Origin of the sequence: Herbaspirillum sp. NPDC101397 (genome assembly GCF_044767325.1) — a bacterium.
Lineage (GTDB): Bacteria > Pseudomonadota > Gammaproteobacteria > Burkholderiales > Burkholderiaceae_D > Herbaspirillum.
Map to the genome: position 1 here is coordinate 496,925 of NZ_JBIWNS010000003.1, position 19,761 is coordinate 516,685.

Here is a 19,761-nt window from a genome sequence, read left to right on the forward strand (position 1 = left end):
AGAAATCCGTTCTGTCTTTCCAGAATCGAGCAGGAGAACCAGATGCATTCCGAACGTATTCCGCCGGCACTGGCCGGCAAAGTCATGTCCGCCACCGAAGCTGCGAGCCTGTTCCGTACCGGCATGACCATCGGCATGAGCGGCTTCACGCGTGCCGGCGATGCCAAAGCAATCCCGCGCGCGCTGGCCGAGCGCGCCCGCGGCGAAGCGTTGCGCTTCACTTTGATCACCGGTGCCTCGCTGGGCAACGACAGCGATGGACTGATGGCCGAGGCAGGCTTGCTGGCGCGGCGCATGCCGTTTCAGGTGGATGCGACGCTACGGCGCAAGATCAACGCCGGCGAGGTCATGTTCATCGACCAGCACCTGTCGGAAACCGCCGAGCAGTTGCGCAGCGGCATCCCGGCGCCGATAGACATCGCCGTGATCGAAGCGGCGGCGATCACCGACAAAGGCATCATCCCAACCATGTCGGTCGGCAATTCCGCCAGTTTCGTCGAGCAAGCCAGGTCGATCGTCATCGAGCTCAACACCAGCGTGCCGATGGCGCTGGCCGGCTTGCACGACATTTATTTGCCGCAGGTACGGCCCGGACGTCGACCGATTCCGCTGACCAGTCCCGAGCAGCGCATCGGCCGCGACGCCATTCCGTTCGACCCGGCTCGCATCGCCGCCATCGTCATCACCGATACGCCTGACAGTCCGTCCAGCGTGTTGCCGCCCGATGCTGAGACCAACGCCATCGCCGCTCACGTGATCCGCTTCCTCGAAGAAGAAGTCGCGGCCGGGCGCATGGGCGAAGAACTGGCGCCGCTGCAGGCCGGCATCGGCACCATCGCCAACGCCGTGCTGCACGGGCTGACGCAATCGTCGTTCCGCAACCTCACGATGTATTCCGAAGTGCTGCAGGACAGCGCGATCGAACTGCTCGATTCGGGCCAGCTGCGCTTCGCCTCGGCGTCGTCGATCACGCTGTCATCGGCAATGAACGAGAAGTTCATGCGCAATCTCGACCATTACCGCTCGCGCATCGTGCTGCGTCCGCAAGAGATCAGCAATCATCCCGAGCTGGTGCGTCGGCTTGGCATCATTGCGCTCAACACCGCACTTGAATTCGATCTCTACGGCAACGTCAACTCGACGCACGTCGGCGGCACCCACATGATGAACGGCATCGGCGGCTCGGGCGACTTCGCGCGCAACGGCCAGTTGTCGATTTTCGTGAGCAAGGCTGCGGCCAAAGGCGGGACCATTTCCAGCGTGGTGCCGATGGTGTCGCACGTCGATCACACCGAGCACGACGTCGACGTGCTGGTCACGGAATTCGGCCTGGCCGACCTGCGCGGCCTGGCGCCGCGCGAACGGGCGCCGCTGATCATCGAGCATTGCGCGCATCCCGATTATCGTCCGGCCTTGCACGACTACTTTGCGCGCGCCTGTCGCGCCGGCGGACATACACCGCATCTGCTCGCCGAAGCCTTGTCGTGGCATGAGCGTTATAAAAATGACAAAACCATGCGGCGTCGCTGAGCTGCCTTGATGTTGTCATTTTTTTATGTAATTAAAAATTAAACAACGCATCAAAAAAATTCATGCGCCAGCTGTAGCCGCACCGGCGGGAATTCCCTGTGGCGCCTCTAAAAAATCATGGCGATTTGAAATCGTTTGTGAGACGATTGCCAATAAATAACTTTGTTGACACCAACGTAACTTTTAGTAACGTCAATACAAGTCGTCCGATGCATGTCGGGCAAGAAACAAACAACAAGAACGAGCCGATAGCAAAAAAGCAAAGAGCAAAACAGTACGGCGCAGGTCACTGCGTCGCGGGGATGTACCGATTGTTGCTGACGTGTTTTTCCGGAGAGAGAAGCCGTTTATGAAGCTATTCAGAAAAGGCCTGCTGCTGGTTGCTATTCCCGGCATATTCGAGCTTGGCTTGCTGGGGATCCTGTACAAGAGCCAGGAGAACGCCACGCAGGCCGAAGTCTGGGCCTTGCATACCAAGGACGTCATCATCCAGGCTGCGGAAGTGCGTGAGCCCGTGCTGCTGCAATCGGCGCGCCTGCGCGCGGCCATTATCCTCAACGACCCGGCCGGGCTTGAGAAAAACGACCTGTGGGACAGCATCGAAAAGGAGCTCGGCGAACTGCGCGGGCTGGTGGGCGACAACGTTGAGCAATTGCGGCGGGTGGCGCAGATCGGCACCTCGGTGCAGGAATACCGGCAGTGGACCGACATCCAGACCGAGCTGCTCAAGAACAACAAACGCGATGAACTGGTGGCCGCCTTGCGGGACCCCAATGCCTTGCGGCTGATCCAGGTGATCCAGCGGCAACTGGTCGACTTCATCAAGATAGAAGAAAACCTGGATCAGCAGCGGCTGAAAGCGGTGTCCGAGGCACGGCTCATGCAGAACATTGCATTGGTGATCGCCTTGCTCGGTGCGGTGCTGGCGGCAGCGCTGGCGGCGCGGATTTTCAGCCGTGACGTCGGCGGTCGGCTGGCCGTGCTGACGGGCAATGCCCACAAGCTGACCGAAGGCGGCGTGCTGGCCCAGCGCGTCGGCGGCAACGATGAAATCACCGAACTCGACAAGGTGCTGCACGAGAGCAGCGCGCGCCTGCGCCAGGCCGAGGAAGCCGCGCGCGTTTACCGTGAAGAGCTTGAGCACCATGCGCGCGAGCTGACCACCGTCAACGAAGACCTGCAGCGCCAGACGCAGGACAACGAGATGTTCATTTACAGCGTATCACATGATCTGCGCTCGCCGCTGGTCAACCTGCAGGGCTTCAGCAAGGAGTTGCATCATTCGGTCGGCGAGCTGCACGAGACCATTGACGCCAGCGACCTCAACGACAAGGACAAGCAGCGCATCCGCGACATCATCGAAGATGACGTCGAAGTATCGCTGCGCTTCATCCGCACGGCGGTGACGCGTTCGGCCGCGATCATCGACGCCATGTTGCGGCTGTCGCGCGTGGGGCGCGTGGAGTACCAATCGCAGGAGACCAACGTCAACGAAGTCGTTGCGCGCGTGATTGACGCCATGAGCAACACCATCCGCGAACGGCAGGCGCTGGTGGTGTCGCAGCCGCTGCCGCCGTGCTATGGCGACCCTACCGCGATTGAACAGATCTTCGGCAACCTGATCGGCAACGCCGTCAACTACCTCGATCCCAAGCGCGCCGGCACGGTCGAGATCGGTGTGCTGCCGCCGGATCCGGGGCAGCCGGCGTTTCGCACCTACTTCGTGCGCGACAACGGTCTCGGCATTCCGGCTGATTATCTGGGCAAGATGTTTTCCGCTTTCCACCGGCTGCATGCGGACGTCGCCCAGGGCGAGGGCGTCGGCCTGGCCCTGATCAAGCGCATCGTTCTGCGCCACGGCGGCAAGATCTGGGTCGAATCGACCGAAGGCGTGGGCACCACCTTCTACACGTCACTGCCGGTGCAGCCGGCCCAGCAACCCCAACAAGCACTGCAGCCCGCAACCCAATTGGCTCAAGGAGAAAAAGCTCATGGCTGACAAAGACGAAGTAGGCATCCTGCTGGTCGAGGACGATGACGGCCACGCCTTGCTGGTGGAAAAAAACCTGCGTCGCGCAGGCTTGTCCAACGGTTTCCTGCGCCTGAAGGACGGCCAGGAAGCGCTGGATTATTTCTTCAACGCCGAGGGTTCGCCGGCACGGGAAAAGTTCGAGTCGCTGGTGGTCCTGCTGGACGTCAACATGCCGCGCGTGAGTGGCGTCGACGTGTTGAAAAAGCTCAAGGAAAATGACATTACCTCGGCCATCCCGATCATCATGCTGACCACTACCGACGATCCGCGCGAGATCGAGCGCTGCTACGACTACGGCTGCAATCTCTACATCACCAAGCCGGTGGAGTACGAAGCCTTCATCGAAGCAGTGCGCCGCCTCGGTTTCTTCCTGCAGATCATCAAGGTGCCTCCGGTCGGGCGCGGTGCTGCATGACTGCATCCGAACCTGCCATTCTGATTATCGAAGACGATGAGGGCCTGCGCATGCTGGCGCGCCGTCGTCTGGAAAAACGCGGCTTCAAGGTTGGCAGCGCCGGCAGCATCGCGCAGGCGCGCAGCCTGTTGCGCGACGGCGCCTTCGACCTGCTGGTGATCGATTACCAGCTCGACGAGAACATGAGCGGACTCGACTTCTACAACGAGCTGTGCGAAGAGGGTGTGCGGATTCCCGCAGTGATGTGCAGCGGATTTTCGGACGATGCTCATTTCGGCGAAGCCTTGCGCTGCGGAATCGCTCATGTGCTGCCGAAGTCGCAGGATTATCTGGATGAATTGCCGGATGTGGTGCAGCAGGTCCTGGACAGCCGGCCGCAGGATTAGCCTGCTTGCTGCAGATCGATCGGCTGTGCCGCCGGGTGCTCGTCTCCCGTGCGCAGGCCAATGCACTTTTTTGCACGGTTACCGGCTGCTGCGTGCAGGTCTGTCATGGTACGATTCCGACCCTCAGAAACAAGTCCATTGAACCGGCATGTCGAAACAGTTTTTGCTTGAAAGCCCCAGGGACACCGGCGACGACCGCGTGACCTTCATCATCCGCAACAACGGCACGATGCTGCCGGGTTTCGTGACCCGCGCCGCGCTGATTTCCATCGGCGGGCTGACCAGCAACAATATCGTGGCGCTCTACAGCGAACATCGTGCGCGCATCGCGGAAGCCGTCAAGAAGCGCATGGCGCAGCCCGGCCTGGTGCCGTACATCGCGTTGACGCTGGACGAGTTGCAGCAAGCGCTTCCCCCTCAGGCCGCCCCGGCCGCTCAAGCTCAATAGTGTCCTGCGGCAACGCCGCAAGCCGCACGTAAGCTGGGCCTGATATTTTCACGGCAAATCAACAGTCAAGAGTTGCCGTCGTGCTAATCTACGTTTGCGCAAAAAAGCGCCGGGCGTCCGCTGCTACCTCAGCGACCAGCGCACTGTAAACAGATAACGCGCCATGATCGCGACGATCGACCGGGACGAGCGGTCGGCCCTCTTCCGTCTCGGGAAGGGGCTCAGAACAACAATCATTGGAGACACAGGCTGCGCCACCTGACCGGGACAGGTCGGGGCATGGCCTGATACGGGAATCAGCTTGAGAGCTTTGCAGAGACGACTATCGAATGCGTTCGTCGCCATTCAGGCGCGCTATCGCCGTTCGCCGACGACGCGCACGACGCACCTTGCGCACGTGGCGCAGGCAACGCATCTGCGCACGCATGCCTACGCCAGCCTGTACCAGCAGCAGGTGCGCGCACCGTCGGCCGAGCTCGAACGCAGCCTGCGACACTTTTCCGAACAGTCTTTGGTCGGCGTCTACATGTTGCGCAACGACGGCACCGTGCTGCACGCCAACGACAAGATGGCCGCCATGCTCGGCTACCAGCACGGCGCCGAGCTGGTCGGCATGCCGGTGGCGAGCCTGACCGCACCGGAAGACCTGGCGCTGCTGCAGGAAAACATGCAGTCGCGCCTGCAAGGCGGCGTCGCCACCGTTCAATACGCCTACCGCATCCTGCGCCGCGACGGCACCCGTCACTGGGTGGAGGTGCATGGCAGCATCTGCCCGCACGAAGGCGGCATCGCGCTGGTCGAAACCGCGCTCGACGTCAACAAGCAGGTGCAGTCCGAATGGCAGTCGCGCATGGCCGACCGCGTCTTCGAATCGACCAGCGAAGGCATCCTGATCACCGATGCCGAGTTCCGCATCCTGGCAGTCAATCCTGCTTTCACGCGGATCACCGGCTATCGTCCGGAAGAAGCGATGGACAAGCGTTCGCGCATGATGACCGGTCCCGGCGCCCAGGCTGAAATCAACCGCGGCATGCTGGAGCGGCTGGCGCACGACGGGCACTGGCAGGGCGAAATGAAGGACCGGCGCAAGGACGGCAGCTGGTATCCGGCCTGGCTGTCGATCTCGGCGATACGCGACAACCACGGCGGCATCAGCAATTACGTCGGCGTGTTCACCGACAACACAATTCGCAAGGAAGCCGAAACTAAACTGGCCTTCCTGGCCGACCACGACAGCCTGACCGGCTTGCTCAACCGCAGCAGCCTGATGCGCATTTTTGCCCAGCAGATTGAAGCGGCGCAGGCGGCCGGCGAGACGCTGGCCTTGTTCTTCGTCGACCTCGATCGCTTCAAGACCGTCAACGACACGCTTGGGCATCATGCCGGCGATCAGTTGCTGGTGGCCGCGGCGGAACGATTGCGCGAGCAGCTGCGGCCGGACGACGTGCTGGCGCGCTTCGGCGGCGACGAATTCGTCGTGGTGCTGGGCGGCTCGCCGCCGTCGGCCATGATTGCCGCGATTGCGCAGCGCCTGATCAACAGCATCCTGCAGCCGTTCACGATCAACGGCCACGAGATGTTCATCAGCGCCAGCATCGGCAGCGCGGCCTATCCGGAGCACGGCGAGGACGCCATCACGTTGCTCAAGAATGCCGACATCGCGATGTACCACGCCAAGGATCGCGGCAAGAATGCGTTCCAGCTGTTCAACAAGGAAATGAGCAATCGCGCGCTCGAGCAGATGCTGCTCGAGAACAGCCTGCGTCACGCCATCGAACGCAAGGAATTCGAACTGTATTACCAGCCGCAGTTTTCGGCGCAGGACGGCGCCATCTGCGGCGCCGAGGCACTGATCCGCTGGCGTCATCCGACGCGTGGACTGGTGGCGCCGGGCATGTTCATCACGCTGGCCGAGCAGACCGGCCTGATCGTGCCGTTGGGCGCCTGGGTATTGCGCGAAGCCTGCCGCCAGGGCAAGGCCTGGCTGGATCGCGGCTATCAGTTCGGTCGCATTGCAGTGAACCTGTCGCCGCGCCAATTCTCTTCGGACGACCTGCTCGCCACCATCGACAACGCGCTCGACCAGAGCGGCCTGCCGTCGGCGATGCTCGAGTTGGAAATCACCGAAGGCGCGATCATGCAGAATCCTGAGGACGCGGTGATGCTGCTCAAACGCATGCGCGAACTGGGCGTGACGATTTCGGTGGATGACTTCGGCACCGGCTATTCGTCGCTGGCCAGCCTTAAGCAGTATCCGCTCGATACGCTCAAGATCGACCGCAGTTTCGTGAAGGGCATCCCGGCCGACGCCGACGACGTCGCCATCACCGAGGCCATCATCGCCATTGCTCACAAGCTGCACCTGAAGGTGGTCGCCGAAGGCGTCGAGTCGCAGGAGCAGCATGACTTCCTGCGCGCAGCCGGTTGCGACATGGTGCAGGGCTACCTGCATTCGCAACCGCTGACGGCCGGAGAAATCGAGCAGCGCTGGTATCTGGGCGGTGAGCAAGCCGAGACCTGAAACACTTACCTCTTCCATTCTTCCCGCAGCAACGAACCGAAACGAGTAAGCAAACTCTTTTTTGTTCGTTGACCCTGGCTTCCCCGGTTTTTAAGATGGCGTGTTTTAGTGAACACTAACGCTCGGGGATGGCATGAATACGTGGGGAACTGCAACAAAAACAAGGACGCGCAAGGGGATACGCAAAATCGTTGCCGCACTGGCGGCAGGCGTTCTGGCAGCGCTGGCCGGCGCAGGCCAGGCCGGTGCGGCTGAGCCTAAGCATGGCGGCACGCTGAACTGGATCGTCACGCCGGAGCCGTCGTCGATCCTGCCGCTGACCACCACGGCCGGCGGCAATACCGAACTCGGTCCGAAGATCGTCGAAGGTTTGCTGACCTACGATTTCAACCTCAATCCCAAGCCGCTGCTGGCGACCTCGTGGTCGATCAGCAAGGACGGCCTGCAATACCGCTTCAACCTGCGCCACGGCGTCAAATGGCATGACGGCAAGGACTTCACTTCGGCCGACGTGGCGTTCTCGATCCTGACGCTGAAAGTCGTGCATCCGCGCGGTCGCGCCACCTTCGCCAACGTCACCGAGGTGCAGACGCCCGATCCCTTCACCGCCGTGATTGTGCTGTCGAAGCCGTCGCCGACACTGCTGACCGCACTGGCCGGCGCCGAGTCGCCGATTGTGCCCAAACACCTCTACGACAAGACCGACATTCTCAACAGCAAGTACAACAGCGCGCCGGTCGGCACTGGTCCGTTCATCTTCAAGGAATTCGTCAAGGGCAGCCACATCGTCCTGGAACGCAATCCGAACTACTGGGACAAGCCCAAGCCTTATCTCGACAAGGTAGTCGTGCGCTTTATCCCTGATGCGCTGGCGCGCGCCGCCGCGCTGGAGTCGGGCGCCGCCGATCTGGGCGGCCAGGCGATCCCGCTGTCCGACGTCGCGCGTTTCAGCAAGCTGCCGAAGATCACCGTAGACACCACCAACTGGGCCTACATCGGTTTGCAGCAGCAGCTGTATTTCAACCTCGACACACCGGTGCTGCAAAAGATCGAAGTGCGCCGAGCGATCTCGCAGGCGATCGACGTCAATGCGCTCAACAAGGTGGTCTGGTACGGCTACGGCAAGGTCTCTGCATCGGTGATCGGCACGCTCAACACCAGGTACCACAATCCAGACATCAAGTACTTCCCGTACAGCCCGAAGGAAGCTGAAGCCGCGCTCGATGCAGCCGGTTTGAAACGCGGCGCCGACGGCATCCGTTTCCGCCTGCGTCTGTTGTACAACCCGTTCCAGGAGCGCCGTGCAGCCGACTTCGTGCGCCAGTCTCTGAGCCGCATCGGCATCGACGCCAACATCGAGAACTATGACTTCGGCACCTATGTCACCAAGGCCTATACCGAACGTGCTTTCGACCTGACGCTGGAAGCGCTGGCCAACGTGTTCGATCCGACCGTGGGCGTGCAGCGCGTGTTCTGGTCCAAGAACTACAAGGTCGGCTTGCCGTTCTCGAACGCGCCGCACTACGTCAATCCGGAAGCCGATCGCCTGCTCGAAGCAGCCTCGGTGGAAATCGACGAAGCCAAGCGTCGCCAGCTGTTCCTGGATTTTCAGAAGGTGGTGCATGACGATATTCCGTCGATTGAATTCGGCGCCAATCCAAGCATCACGATTGCGGCGAAGAAGGTGAAGAATTACGCACCGACGGCGGAAGGTCTGCGCGGCAGTTTTGCGGATCTGTATTTCGACTGAAGGTCGGGATCCGCCAACGCGCCATGAAAAAGCCGGCCTCGAAGGGCCGGCTTTTTTACGTTCACCGCATCACTGCAATGCCGTCTTATTCCGTGTTCTGCCGTGCATATTCCTTGCGTTTCATGGCGAGATACTCGTTCTTGTCGACTTCATGCAGTTGGCGCGGATAGCGTTCGGTGGCGCTGAACCAGGTTTGCAGCCGTTGCTCAAGTTGCTGCGACTGAGGCGTCGCCAGCCCGCTCAGGAAGGCGTCGATGGCGAGGTAGTAACGCATCGTGTTGCGCTCGACCGTGCCGCGCATGCCGCCGACGTAGCCGCTCTTGTCTGACTTGTCCTGTGTGAAGCCGACTTTGTCGCTGCCGGCGGTGGCGAGATAGGCGCGCAGCGCCACGCGGCTGGCCAGCCCGAACGAATACGAATAAGTCAGGTGCAGGAAGCTGCGGCCGTCTCCGAGCGGCACCGCTTCCAACTGGATACGATAGTCGCGCGTGTCGAGTGGGCCCTTGTCGGCGGCCAGGCGCACGTCGAAGTAGTCGTCGCCATTGGACGGCACGCGGTAGTTGAAGTCGATCCGATAGGCGTCGTCAATGGCCTGATCATGCTTCTTGCCGACACGCATGCTCAGCGTCGCAGGATTCTGGCCGGGACCGGGACGGCAGTATTTGGTGTTGAGATGCAGGATCAGGACGTCGCACCAATGCGCCGGTGTGGTCAGCGATGCGCGCACCTGGGAAAACGGATAATCGACCACGGCGTAGATGTCGCCCTTGATGCTGGACGAGCTCTCGGTCGAGTTGATATACAGCGGGCGTGAAAATTGGTTGTTGGTCAATTGCGGCTGCAGCGCCTGGTACCTTTCCTGCAAGCCGGCGCCACCCGGCGGCTCGGCTGCGATGGCCGAGGCGCACACCGCCAGCGACACCGCCAGCAATGTAGCCACGACGGTAGCCGTAATGACGGCGCGCAGGCTCTGCGTCAATTGTCGTGAGATGGGTTGTTGCATACGGATCTCCTGTCTTTCTTTAACAATCTGGCGCCGTTACAGCCAGCGCGCCCACAGTCCGGCGCCGAATTCCTTCATGCGGTCGCTGATCGGGCGGTCCTTCCAGGCTTCCAGCGTGATTTCCTTCGATGCATCGATGTCGCGGTCGAACATGGCCTGCATCTGTGCACCGAATTGCGGACCGAGGATGACGGCGTTGATTTCCTGGTTGTAGATGAAGCTGCGCCAGTCGAGGTTGGTCGAGCCGATGGTCGACCAGACGCCGTCGATCATCGCGGTCTTGGAATGCAGCAGCGCATCCTGGCGCTCGTAGATCTTGACGCCGCCTTCCAGCAGCTCGCTATAGAACGACCGCGAGGCGTACAGCACCAGTTTCGAATCGCTCTTGCTCGGCAACACCAAGCGCACATCGACGCCGCGCTTGACCGCATCCTTCAAGGCATCACGCAGTTGCGGATCGGGGATGAAGTAGGCGTTGGTCAGATAGACCTTGGATTCGGCGTGCTGGATGGCCGAGATGAAGGTGGCGTAGATCACGCTGTAAGGATCTTCCGGGGCGCTGCCGATGCCGCGCACGATGTCAGGTCCCTTGTTGTCGACCTTGGGGTAGTAGTTCTTTTCGGCGAGCTTGGGACCATGCTGCTTTTCCCAGGTGTCGATGAACATCTTCTGGAATTCAGCCACCACCGGGCCGTCCATGCGCACCTGGGTGTCGCGCCACGGCACCGTGTTGGCGTCGTCGCCTTCCTTCGGCTTGCGCTTGCGGAACGAGCCGCTGGAATACACGCTGCTGACGTTGATGCCGCCGACGAAGGCGGTCTTGCCGTCGACGATCAGCAATTTGCGGTGGTCGCGCTGGTTGACTTCCCAACCCTTGCGCGCCTGCGCCGGATTGACCGGGTTGAATTCCAGCACCTGGATGCCGGCATCGATCATCGGCTGGAAGAATTCGCGCGGCGTGCTGAGCGTGCCGACGCTGTCGTACATCAGGTTGACCTGGACGCCGTGCTTCTGCCGGTCGATCAGCAGGTCGGCGAACTGCTTGCCGGCCTCGTCATCTTCAAAGATGTAGGTTTCCATGTTGACGTGGTCGCGCGCCTCGCGAATGGCGGCAAACATCGAGGCGTAGGTGGCCGGACCGTCGATCAGCAGCGTGACCTTGTTGCCGGCCACCAGCGGCGAGCCGGTGATGGCTTGTTCGATCGCGAGGTGCTTCTCGAGGATCAGGTTGTCCTGGTTGGAATCCTTGAACTTGTCGAGCACCGCCTTGCTTTGCTCGGGAGTGAGGATGCCGCGTCCGCCCTTGATCTGGATGACCTTGGCCGACTGGGTGTCCATGTCGGGAACGACGCGTGGCAGCGAACTGCATGCGGCCAGCGCCACGACAGCGACGGCACCCAGGAGCAGGCTGTGGAGCCGTGCGATCGGGATGATGCTTTTGTTGAAAATCACGTGATTTTTTTGTGTAGTCATGACTGTCCTGCAAGGCGATGGTCGGGGATCCGACAATGTCATTCGGAGTATATGCCGCGAGAAAACCGGTTTGCAGCGTGAATGCCACGTTCTGGGCAGGAATCGGCGCTGTCCTACACGAAAACGAGAGGACTGCCTACGCGCACGAGGAGCCGGAGGCCGGGTTGCGGCGGCGCAGCGTGCGGTTTTTTACTTTTTGTTTATTCGGACCGTGTTTCTTTTTAGGACTTCTTTATGCGGCGGAGACTAATCTGGCGCTGTTATTCACGACACGAAAGCAGGTCCGCTATGCCCCCCATGGTCTGGAGAAAACGCTCGTCCGCGTTCACGCGATTGCTGTTCCCGGAAGTCTTGCCGTCCTTGCTGCCGTCTACGCCGGCGGAACCGCAACCGCAGCCCAACGAGCCGTCGCGCCCCGGACCGCGCAAGACGCTGACCTTGCCCAAACAGCGCGAACGCCTGATGCACATCACGGTGACGCGCGAAGAGGTGACGCACTTGCGCGAAGTGGTGATGCAGAGTTGCGGGCATTGCGTCTGCTTCATGCGCATGTCGCCGCTGGACCATGCGCGCCGCATGTGTCTGTGTCTGTGCGTACAGGCGGAGGCGGTGCCGATGGTGATGGATGCGGTGATGTGGGCGTTGCCGCAAGCCGAGTTCGGCTTGCGGCAAGCGTAGGTCATGCAAACGAGTTCGGCTTGCGGCAAGCTTGAAAATTACGGTCAGTAGACGTCGCGGCGATAGCGGCCCTGGGCGATGAGGTCTTCCAGTGCCGCTTCGCCGAGCAGGTCGGTCAGCGCGGCGTCGACGCCGGCGGCCATGCCTTCCAGGCTGCCGCAGACATACAGCACCGCGCCTTCGTCGAGCCAGGCCTTGAGCGTATCGGCGGCCTGGCGCAACTTGTCCTGCACGTAGACGCGCTCGGCCTGGTCGCGCGAGAACGCGATGTCGACGCGGCTGAGCATGTCGTCCTGCATCCATTGTTCGATCTCTTCGCGATAGAGGAAATCGTGGGCGCGGTGACGTTCGCCGAACAGCAGCCAGTTGCGGCGCTGGCCGCCGGCGATGCGGGCGCGCAGATGGCCGCGCAAACCGGCCAGGCCGGAACCGTTGCCGATGAAGATGGCCGGGGTCGGTTCGGGCGCCAGCGCGAAGTTGCTGTTTTCCAGCAGGCGCAAGTCGATGGCGCTGCCCAGCGGCGCGTATTCCGTCAGCCAGCCCGAGGCCAGGCCGAAGCCGTCTTCGTGCGCGACCTGGCGCACCAGCAGGTGAACCCGTTCGTCATCCTGCACCGAGGCCACCGAATAGCGTCGCGACGCCAACGGCTGCAGGCTGTCGGCCAGGGCTTGCGGCGTCAGGCCGGGAGCGGATTTTGCAACCGGCAGCACGCTGCACGAGAGCGCTTCGGCCAGCGTGCGCGTGATGTCCTGATGACGAACCACGACGTCGCCGTCAAGGCCGGTGCGGCGGAGGAACAGCGCGACGCGGTCGGACGCATGGCGCGGCAGGATTTCCGCCAGCGCACCGGATTGCCATTGCGCGTTGCTGTCGGCGGGCGCGTCGAATTCCAGGTGATAGATGCCCTGGCCTGCGCTGCCCGGATTGAGCAGCTTGCGTTCGCGCAGGATCCAGCCGGCGTAGGACGCCTCGGCCGGTGCGGGTGCGGCTTCTTCCAGCGGTGCGCCGCCGGTCAGCACCGCGAGTTCACGTTGCCAGGCAGCTAGTGCGGCCGGCGCAGTAGGGGCGCCATCGTCGACTTCGATCATTGGGAAGAACGCCTGCGCGCCCTGGCTGCGGAGCCAGTGATCGAGGCTGTGGCCGAAGCCGCAGAATTTTTCATAATGGCGATCACCCAGCGCCAGCAAGCCGAATTGCACGTGGGCCAGGGCGTTGCCCGGCGGTTGCGCAAGTTGCCGCGCGAAGCGACGTGCGCCGTCGGGCGGTTCGCCTTCGCCGAAGGTGCTCACCACGAACAGTGCACGATGGAAGTGGCGCAGGCGTTCCGGATCGAGCGTGGCCAGCGATTGCACGGTGACGGCGACGCCGGCCTTTTGCAGCGCGGCGGCGGTGTGCAGCGCGATGCGTTCGGCTTGACCCGCTTGCGTGGCGTAGGCCAGCAATATTCCTTCCTTGCTTTCCTTGCTGCCGGCGGTGGCGCCGCCGGGGCTGCTGATGACCGCCTCGCGGCTGCGGTCCAGCAGGGCGCGTTCGGCGCGCACCGCACGCTTCTTGCGGCGGCGGTCGAGGTACAGCATCCAGCCGGTGATGCCGAACAACGGCATGATCAGCGCGGCAATCGTCATCACGATGCGACCGGGCATACCGAAGTAGGTGCCCATGTGCAGCGGATAGATCGCGCCGATGAACAGGCCGCCTGCGTCCTTGTCGGCGAAGCGTTCATTGAGTTTGATGTCGCCGGTCTGCGGCAGCACGTTCAGGCGATTGCGGGCGCGCTCATGCGAGGCGTCGGGCAACAGGTAATTGAACTGGACCGGTTGTGTGGTCTTGTCGGACATGCGGATGTTGACCAGCGTGTATGGACCGGCTTCGCGCAGGAACACGTTCCACGCCAGCGTGAGGTCGAGCGGCGCGGCTTCAGTCTTGTCGGCTTTCTCTTTTTCCTTCTCTTTATCCATCCCCATGTCTTTGGGCTTTTCACGTCTGGCTTGCGGCGCTCGCACTTCCTGCCCTGCCAGGCTATTGACGCCGGACTTGAACCAATCGAACGCCCAGTACATTCCGGTAGTCGTGAAGATGACGTACATCACCAGCGCCCAGGTGCCGATCACCGAGTGCAGGTTCCACAGGAAGGAGCGGCCGGAGAGGCCGAAATCGAGCTTGAACCAGGCGCGCCAGTTCAGCGCGCGGCGCGGCCAGCGCATGTACAGGCCGGACAGCGCCAGGATCAGCAGGCACATCGAGAGGCTGCCGGCGACGATCTTGCCGGCATCGGTCGGCAGCAGCAGCCAGCGGTGGAAACGTTCGGTGAATTCGAAGAATTCGTTACCGGCCAGCGGCGGCAGCAGCGCGCCGGTGTAAGGATCGGCGTAGCGCATTTCACCGCGGCGCACGCCCGGCGGCGGGGCGAAGTTGATGCGCACGGAGGCGCCCGGTTCGACGGACGCGATCAGCACGGCGACGCGCTCATGCGGAACCTCGGCGCGCAGGCGTTCCAGGATCTGCGGCGGCGTCAGCACTGCTTGTTGGCGCACGGCCACATGGACGATGCCGGGATTGAGCCAGTCGGTAATTTCTTCGCGGAAAGACAGGATGGCGCCGGTCACGCCGATGAACATCAGCACGGTGCCCGCGGTGATGCCGATGAACCAGTGCACCTGGAACCAGATTTTCTTGAACATTGTTTTTCTCTTGTGGGCTGGCGGTCGGCGAGCTGGGCAGCGTGGCTTGTCGACGCCAGCGGACGGCGTTTTCGCTAAAGCGCTCTATTATAGAGGATTGGAGAATGAGAATTATTCCAAGAAGTATCTCATTGTTGCAATATCAACTCTGCGCAGGCTCATCCTTTTGCAACACCATGCTGGCCAGGATCATCGCCGCCACCAGCAAGGCCACCGGCAGCAGGCCGCGATGCAGCAGGAAGCCGGCGATCTGCGTGCCCAGGCCTGAGAGCGTCAGCGCCAGGAACATCAGGAAACCCGAGGCCAGGCTGGTCAGCGACTTCGGCACCGACAGCGCGCGCGTCACGGTGGACGGTCCGCGCAGGCCGAGGCCGGCGCAGAACAGCATCCAGCACACGATCAGCGGCGCCACGTGGCGCTCATCCAGCACCCCCAGCGTGATCAGTCCCGCCACCGAAATCAACTGAACGATGGCGCCGGCGTTCATCAGCTTGAACGTGCCGCAGCGATGCGCGATGGCGCCCGCGCGCGAGGCCGCGACGATGAAGGACGACACGCCGCAGACTTGCATCAGCGCAAAGGCGCCGGGACCGCGGCCGCTCCATTGTTCGATCAGGTGCGGTGCGCTGGCGACGAAGGTGACCAGCGCACCGAAAGTCAGGCCGTACACGGCGGCGTCGCGCAGGTAGACGCGATTCTTCAGCAGCACCGCGTAGCTGACGGTTTCATCGGCGTCGTGCAAGACCTGCTTGCCCGGCACCAGTTTCAGGATGAACGGCAGCAGCGCCAGCGCGAGGATTGCCACCAGCCAGAAATTGCTGCGCCAGCCCGACACCAGCAGGATGCCCGTGCCGATCACCGGCGCGACGGCGGGGATGACCGATTCGGCGATGCTGACCCCGGAAATTGCGCGCATGGCATCCGCATCGGCGAAGCGCCGCCGCAGCAGCACCGGCACCACCACCGTGGCGGCGCCGGCGCCGATGCCTTGCACGGTGCGGTAAACGATCAGCGCGTCGACATCCGTCGCCAGTGCGCACGCCACACCGGTGGCGGCCAGCAAGGCGACCCCGGCGAGCAGCGTGTTGCGCATGCCGAGCTTGTCGGCCAGCGCCCCCCACAGCAACTGCGACAGCGCCAGCGCAATCATGAAGGAAGAAATCGTCGCCTGCACGGCCGGCACGTCGCTGCCAAGATCGTGGGCGAGATGCGGCAACGCAGGCAGGTAGAGATCGGTGGCCAGCATGCCGACGCCGGTGAGTGCGGCCAACGGGATGATTTGCAGCAGAGGAGGACGGGACATCGATAAAGCGTTTCAGGCAGAGGCAGGCGAGGGCTGAGCGGAATCGTTCAGGTGCGTTCAGATGCGGCCCGATTCCGGAGAGGTGTCATGATAACACCGCGATCTCGGGCGACTTCAGTGCTCCCTTCAGAGGTGCCGGCCTCAGGATTGAATCATGGCGATGAGCGCGCGCGCCAGTTCACCGTTGCCGTCGCCCAGCTGATCGATCACGTCGAGATGATGGCCGCCGGCCGGTTTCACATGCCGTACCGAATTTCCGGCGGTCGTCAGGCGCTGCGCATAGGCCGCGAGCTGGCGATGGAATTCGGCCGACTCGATGCCGCCTGCGGTCAGCACCACCGGGATCGGCGAGGGCGGCAGATGGTGCACGGGGCTGAATTCCCGGACCTGCTTTTCATCCAGCTGCATGGTCTCGTTGAGATAAGACAGCCTGATCGGCTCGAGGTCGTACAGCCCGCTGACGCCGCACAAGCCCTTGATTGGATGCGCCGACAGATTGGCGTCGCGCCAGTCGGTGCCGGCCAGCATCGCCGCCAGATGGCCGCCCGCGGAGTGACCGGCGACATGGATGCGGCGCGTGTCGAAGCCGAACGCGGACGCTTGCCGGTACAGCCAGGCAAAGCCGGCGCGCACGTCGGCGACGATATCGTCCATGTCGACTTCGGGCGCCAGGCGGTAATTGAACATGGCCACCGCGATGCCGGCCTGCAGGTAAGGCGCGGCGATGTGGCTGAAGTCGTCCTTGTCCAGCGAACGCCAGTAGCCGCCGTGGATGAATACAAGCAGCGGTGCGTTTTGCACGGCAGCCGGAAAATAGTCGAGCACCTGCAGGCGATGGTCGCCGTAATGCTGGTTGATCAGCACCTTGTGCTGCCGGCGAAACGCCTCTGCATCGCGGCTCCAGCGATCGAAGATATCCTGGAAGCGCGGGATGCCGGCGCGCGCGTTGTACTGGCGATCAAGTTGTTCACGGTCGTATTGCAGGTAATGCATGCGGCGTCTCCTATTGTCTTAGAGCGGCTGACAAAACGCCGCTGGCGGCGTTGCTTCTGCTAGCCGTACTTTCGTACTGTCTTCGTCGGCGCGCCTTGCCAGCGGCGTTTTGTCAGCCGCTCTTATTGCTCCGCAAAGTGCTCGGCAATGAATCCGCGCAGCCACTGATTGCCTTCGTCCTGGTTAAAGCGGCGATGCCAGAAGATATTGGTCTGCAGCGACGGCAGCCGCAAGGGCGGACGAATGTATTGTAGGTTGAATGGTTGCGCCGCGCTCTCGGCGAGTTTCTGCGGCACCGTCACGATCAGGTCGGTGGTGCTGACGATGTAGGGAACGGCGGTGAAATGCGGCACGCGGAAATTGACGTTGGCGCGGATGCCGGCCTTTTCCAGATTCTGGTTGATGCGGTCGTATGGACTCTCCAGCGACGACACCACCAGATGTTGCGCCGCCAGGAAATCCTTCATCGTCACGGTCCTGCCGCTCAGTGGATGGCCCAGGCGAAACATGCTCACATAATTCTGGCGAAACAGCCGGCGCTGGTACAGCGCACCCGACACATTGTCGAAGGCGCCAATGGCCAGATCGACACGACCCGATTCCATCTCGCTCTTGAGGTCAATGGCGCCGGCGCGCACAGTGCTGATCTGGATGCCGGGCGCGAGGCGGGCGCAGGTTTCGATCAGCAGCGGCATGAAATACACCTCGCCGACGTCGGTCATGGCGATGGTGAAATGGCGCGCGCTGCCGGCCGCGGAAAACGCTTCCTGCCGGTTCAGCGCCTTCGATACGTGCATCAGCGCCGCCACCACCGGGTCCGCCAGTTGCTGTGCGAACGGCGTCGGCTGCATGCCTTGCGCGGTGCGCACGAACAGCTCATCGCCGAAGGTGCGGCGCAGGCGCGCCAGCGCATTGCTGACGGCCGGCTGCGACAGGTTCAGGCGGCGCGCCACCGAGGAAATCTGGCGATCCTGGAACACTTCCTGAAACACCACCAGCAGGTTGAGGTCGATATCTTTGGGTTCGATCATGCTCGCGTCATGTGTTCGTTATTTTTCCGACCACTATTCATAATATCAATGGGCTACATTTACCCATTTATATCGTAAAAGCCGGATCATTGCACCACTCATAAAAAAACGCGGCATCGCCCGACATGTTGTCATGCGGGCAAGTCGCGACCGTCCACAACCAATAAGGAGGAGCAAGGATGCAATCCGATGTCATCAATGTCGACCAGGTCGTCGAGCAGAGCCGTTTCGGCGCCTTTCAATTCGGCCTGCTGCTGCTCTGCGGACTGTGCCTGATCATCGACGGTTTCGACATCCAGGCCATGGGTTACGTCGCCCCCGCCATCATCGGCGACTGGCACGTCAACAAGGCCAGCCTCGGTCCGGTGTTCGGCGCCGGCCTGTTCGGCATGCTGCTCGGCTCGCTGGTGCTCACGCCCGTGGGCGACAAGTACGGCCGCCGTCCGGTGCTGATCGTCTCCACCTTCTTCTTCGCCATCTGCATGCTGCTGACCACGCGCGTGCAGACCATCGACGAGTTGCTGGTCCTGCGCTTCATCACCGGCTTCGGCCTTGGCAGCATCATGCCCAATGCGATGGCGCTGGTCGGCGAATTCAGCCCGAACAGCTCGCGCGTGACGCGCATGATGCTGGTGTCGTGCGGCTTCACGGTCGGCGCGGCGGTGGGCGGCTTCGTCAGTGCGGCGCTGATCCCGGCCTTCGGCTGGCGTTCGGTGTTCTTGGTCGGCGGCCTGATCCCTGCGGTGCTGGGGGTGGCGATGCTGATCTGGCTGCCGGAGTCGATCCAGTTCCTGGTGCTGCGCAAGCGGCCGATGAAGCAGGTCGCACGCTGGCTCAATAAGGTGCAGCCGGGTTTGCAGGTCAATGAAGGCAGCACCGTAGTGGTCAAGGAAGCGCGCAACGACGGCATGCCGGTGGCGGAACTGTTCCGCGAAGGGCGCGCCGGTGTCACGCTGCTGCTGTGGCTGATCAGCTTCATGAACCTGATCAACCTGTATTTCCTGTCCAACTGGCTGCCGACCCTGATCAAGGATGCCGGCTATTCGACCGGCGCCGCGGTGCTGATCGGCACGTCGCTGCAAGTCGGTGGCATCGTCGGCACGCTGACACTGGGCTGGTTCATCAATCGTTTCGGCTTTACCCGCGTGCTGGGCAGCTGCTTCGTGGTGGCGTGCGTCTTCATCGCGCTGATCGGTCATGTCGCCGCGACGCCGGTGCTGCTGTTCATCTGCGTGGTGGTGGCGGGCTTTTGCGTGGTCGGTGGACAACCGGCGGTCAACGCGCTGGCCGGCACGTTCTATCCGACCCAATTGCGTTCCACCGGCATCGGCTGGGCGCTCGGCATCGGCCGCATCGGCTCTGTGCTGGGGCCGGTCATCGGCGGCCAGCTGATCGCCATGCAATGGGCCAACGGTTCGCTGTTCATGGCTGCTGCGGTGCCTGCGATCATCTCTGCGCTGATGGTGGCGCGCCTGCATTGGTATCGCCCGCAATAGTTATCGGAATCGGTTTTTTGA

At 62.3% G+C, this 19,761-nt stretch carries 15 protein-coding genes; 9 read left to right on the top strand and 6 right to left on the bottom strand.

Features of this window, described 5'->3' with window-relative positions:
* Positions 1-42: 42 nt before the first annotated feature.
* The 7 genes from ACIROW_RS10170 to ACIROW_RS10200 all read left to right on the top strand — a co-directional run bounded on the left by ACIROW_RS10170 (position 43) and on the right by ACIROW_RS10200 (position 9,082).
* The gene (locus ACIROW_RS10170) at positions 43-1,530 is read left to right on the top strand and encodes an acetyl-CoA hydrolase/transferase family protein (RefSeq protein ID WP_402274819.1); all 1,488 of its coding nucleotides are present in this window, start codon (positions 43-45) and stop codon (positions 1,528-1,530) included.
* 349 nt (positions 1,531-1,879) lie between these two features.
* Positions 1,880-3,529, top strand: coding sequence for an ATP-binding protein (locus ACIROW_RS10175; protein ID WP_402274822.1), 1,650 nt, complete (start codon positions 1,880-1,882; stop codon positions 3,527-3,529).
* A complete protein-coding gene (locus tag ACIROW_RS10180) occupies positions 3,522-3,977 on the top strand; it encodes a response regulator (protein ID WP_116436710.1) in 456 nt (151 codons plus the stop codon). Before ACIROW_RS10175 ends, ACIROW_RS10180 begins: the two co-directional genes overlap by 8 nt.
* Positions 3,974-4,363, top strand: coding sequence for a response regulator (locus ACIROW_RS10185; protein WP_402274825.1), 390 nt, complete (start codon positions 3,974-3,976; stop codon positions 4,361-4,363). The genes ACIROW_RS10180 and ACIROW_RS10185 overlap by 4 nt, the downstream gene beginning before the upstream one ends.
* A 148-nt stretch (positions 4,364-4,511) precedes the next feature.
* Positions 4,512-4,811, top strand: coding sequence for a hypothetical protein (locus tag ACIROW_RS10190; protein WP_402274827.1), 300 nt, complete (start codon positions 4,512-4,514; stop codon positions 4,809-4,811).
* 301 nt (positions 4,812-5,112) lie between these two features.
* The gene (locus ACIROW_RS10195; protein WP_402274829.1) at positions 5,113-7,332 is read left to right on the top strand and encodes a putative bifunctional diguanylate cyclase/phosphodiesterase; all 2,220 of its coding nucleotides are present in this window, start codon (positions 5,113-5,115) and stop codon (positions 7,330-7,332) included.
* Positions 7,333-7,465: 133 nt separating this feature from the next.
* The gene (locus tag ACIROW_RS10200; RefSeq protein ID WP_402274831.1) at positions 7,466-9,082 is read left to right on the top strand and encodes an ABC transporter substrate-binding protein; all 1,617 of its coding nucleotides are present in this window, start codon (positions 7,466-7,468) and stop codon (positions 9,080-9,082) included.
* Positions 9,083-9,167: 85 nt separating this feature from the next.
* Here the strand turns inward: ACIROW_RS10200 and ACIROW_RS10205 are convergent, their stop codons facing one another.
* Together ACIROW_RS10205 and cls are read right to left on the bottom strand one after the other, a co-directional pair.
* Positions 9,168-10,085 carry a hypothetical protein gene (locus ACIROW_RS10205; RefSeq protein ID WP_402274833.1) on the bottom strand — a complete coding sequence of 306 codons (918 nt, stop codon included), beginning with the start codon at positions 10,083-10,085 and terminating at the stop codon, positions 9,168-9,170.
* Positions 10,086-10,121: 36 nt separating this feature from the next.
* Positions 10,122-11,558 (bottom strand): cardiolipin synthase, encoded by a 1,437-nt coding sequence (gene cls / locus ACIROW_RS10210; protein WP_402274834.1) that lies wholly within the window; start codon positions 11,556-11,558, stop codon positions 10,122-10,124.
* A gap of 288 nt (positions 11,559-11,846) precedes the next feature.
* On the opposite strand from cls, the gene ACIROW_RS10215 reads away from it, so the two are divergent.
* On the top strand, positions 11,847-12,236 hold the full coding sequence (locus ACIROW_RS10215) for a hypothetical protein (RefSeq protein ID WP_402274836.1): 390 nt from the start codon (positions 11,847-11,849) through the stop codon (positions 12,234-12,236).
* Between the two features lie 44 nt (positions 12,237-12,280).
* Here ACIROW_RS10215 and ACIROW_RS10220 read toward each other — a convergent pair whose 3' ends face one another.
* The 4 genes from ACIROW_RS10220 to ACIROW_RS10235 form a co-directional block, all read right to left on the bottom strand.
* Entirely contained in the window at positions 12,281-14,917 is a 2,637-nt protein-coding gene (locus tag ACIROW_RS10220; RefSeq protein WP_402274839.1) for a PepSY domain-containing protein, read from the bottom strand.
* A gap of 142 nt (positions 14,918-15,059) precedes the next feature.
* A complete protein-coding gene (locus tag ACIROW_RS10225; protein ID WP_402274842.1) occupies positions 15,060-16,220 on the bottom strand; it encodes an MFS transporter in 1,161 nt (386 codons plus the stop codon).
* 141 nt (positions 16,221-16,361) lie between these two features.
* Complete coding sequence (locus tag ACIROW_RS10230; protein WP_402274844.1) at positions 16,362-17,213, bottom strand: alpha/beta hydrolase; 852 nt, start codon at positions 17,211-17,213, stop codon at positions 16,362-16,364.
* Positions 17,214-17,335: 122 nt separating this feature from the next.
* Positions 17,336-18,244 carry a LysR family transcriptional regulator gene (locus ACIROW_RS10235; RefSeq protein ID WP_402274846.1) on the bottom strand — a complete coding sequence of 303 codons (909 nt, stop codon included), beginning with the start codon at positions 18,242-18,244 and terminating at the stop codon, positions 17,336-17,338.
* A 179-nt stretch (positions 18,245-18,423) separates the two neighbouring features.
* Between ACIROW_RS10235 and ACIROW_RS10240 the strand changes: the two genes are divergently transcribed.
* Positions 18,424-19,740: an MFS transporter gene (locus ACIROW_RS10240; protein ID WP_402274848.1), complete on the top strand. Its 1,317-nt coding sequence runs from the start codon at positions 18,424-18,426 to the stop codon at positions 19,738-19,740.
* Positions 19,741-19,761: the final 21 nt, after the last annotated feature.

Excerpts from the sequence above, each read along its gene's own strand:
- ACIROW_RS10225 (WP_402274842.1), bottom strand. The coding sequence starts at position 16,220 with ATGTCCCGTCCTCCTCTGCTGCAAATCATCCCGTTGGCCGCACTCACC.
- ACIROW_RS10220 (WP_402274839.1), bottom strand. The coding sequence starts at position 14,917 with ATGTTCAAGAAAATCTGGTTCCAGGTGCACTGGTTCATCGGCATCACC.
- ACIROW_RS10215 (WP_402274836.1), top strand. The coding sequence starts at position 11,847 with ATGCCCCCCATGGTCTGGAGAAAACGCTCGTCCGCGTTCACGCGATTG.
- ACIROW_RS10205 (WP_402274833.1), bottom strand. The coding sequence starts at position 10,085 with ATGCAACAACCCATCTCACGACAATTGACGCAGAGCCTGCGCGCCGTC.
- ACIROW_RS10200 (WP_402274831.1), top strand. The coding sequence starts at position 7,466 with ATGAATACGTGGGGAACTGCAACAAAAACAAGGACGCGCAAGGGGATA.
- cls (WP_402274834.1), bottom strand. The coding sequence starts at position 11,558 with ATGACTACACAAAAAAATCACGTGATTTTCAACAAAAGCATCATCCCG.
- ACIROW_RS10240 (WP_402274848.1), top strand. The coding sequence starts at position 18,424 with ATGCAATCCGATGTCATCAATGTCGACCAGGTCGTCGAGCAGAGCCGT.
- ACIROW_RS10185 (WP_402274825.1), top strand. The coding sequence starts at position 3,974 with ATGACTGCATCCGAACCTGCCATTCTGATTATCGAAGACGATGAGGGC.
- ACIROW_RS10230 (WP_402274844.1), bottom strand. The coding sequence starts at position 17,213 with ATGCATTACCTGCAATACGACCGTGAACAACTTGATCGCCAGTACAAC.
- ACIROW_RS10180 (WP_116436710.1), top strand. The coding sequence starts at position 3,522 with ATGGCTGACAAAGACGAAGTAGGCATCCTGCTGGTCGAGGACGATGAC.
- ACIROW_RS10175 (WP_402274822.1), top strand. The coding sequence starts at position 1,880 with ATGAAGCTATTCAGAAAAGGCCTGCTGCTGGTTGCTATTCCCGGCATA.
- ACIROW_RS10235 (WP_402274846.1), bottom strand. The coding sequence starts at position 18,244 with ATGATCGAACCCAAAGATATCGACCTCAACCTGCTGGTGGTGTTTCAG.
- ACIROW_RS10170 (WP_402274819.1), top strand. The coding sequence starts at position 43 with ATGCATTCCGAACGTATTCCGCCGGCACTGGCCGGCAAAGTCATGTCC.
- ACIROW_RS10190 (WP_402274827.1), top strand. The coding sequence starts at position 4,512 with ATGTCGAAACAGTTTTTGCTTGAAAGCCCCAGGGACACCGGCGACGAC.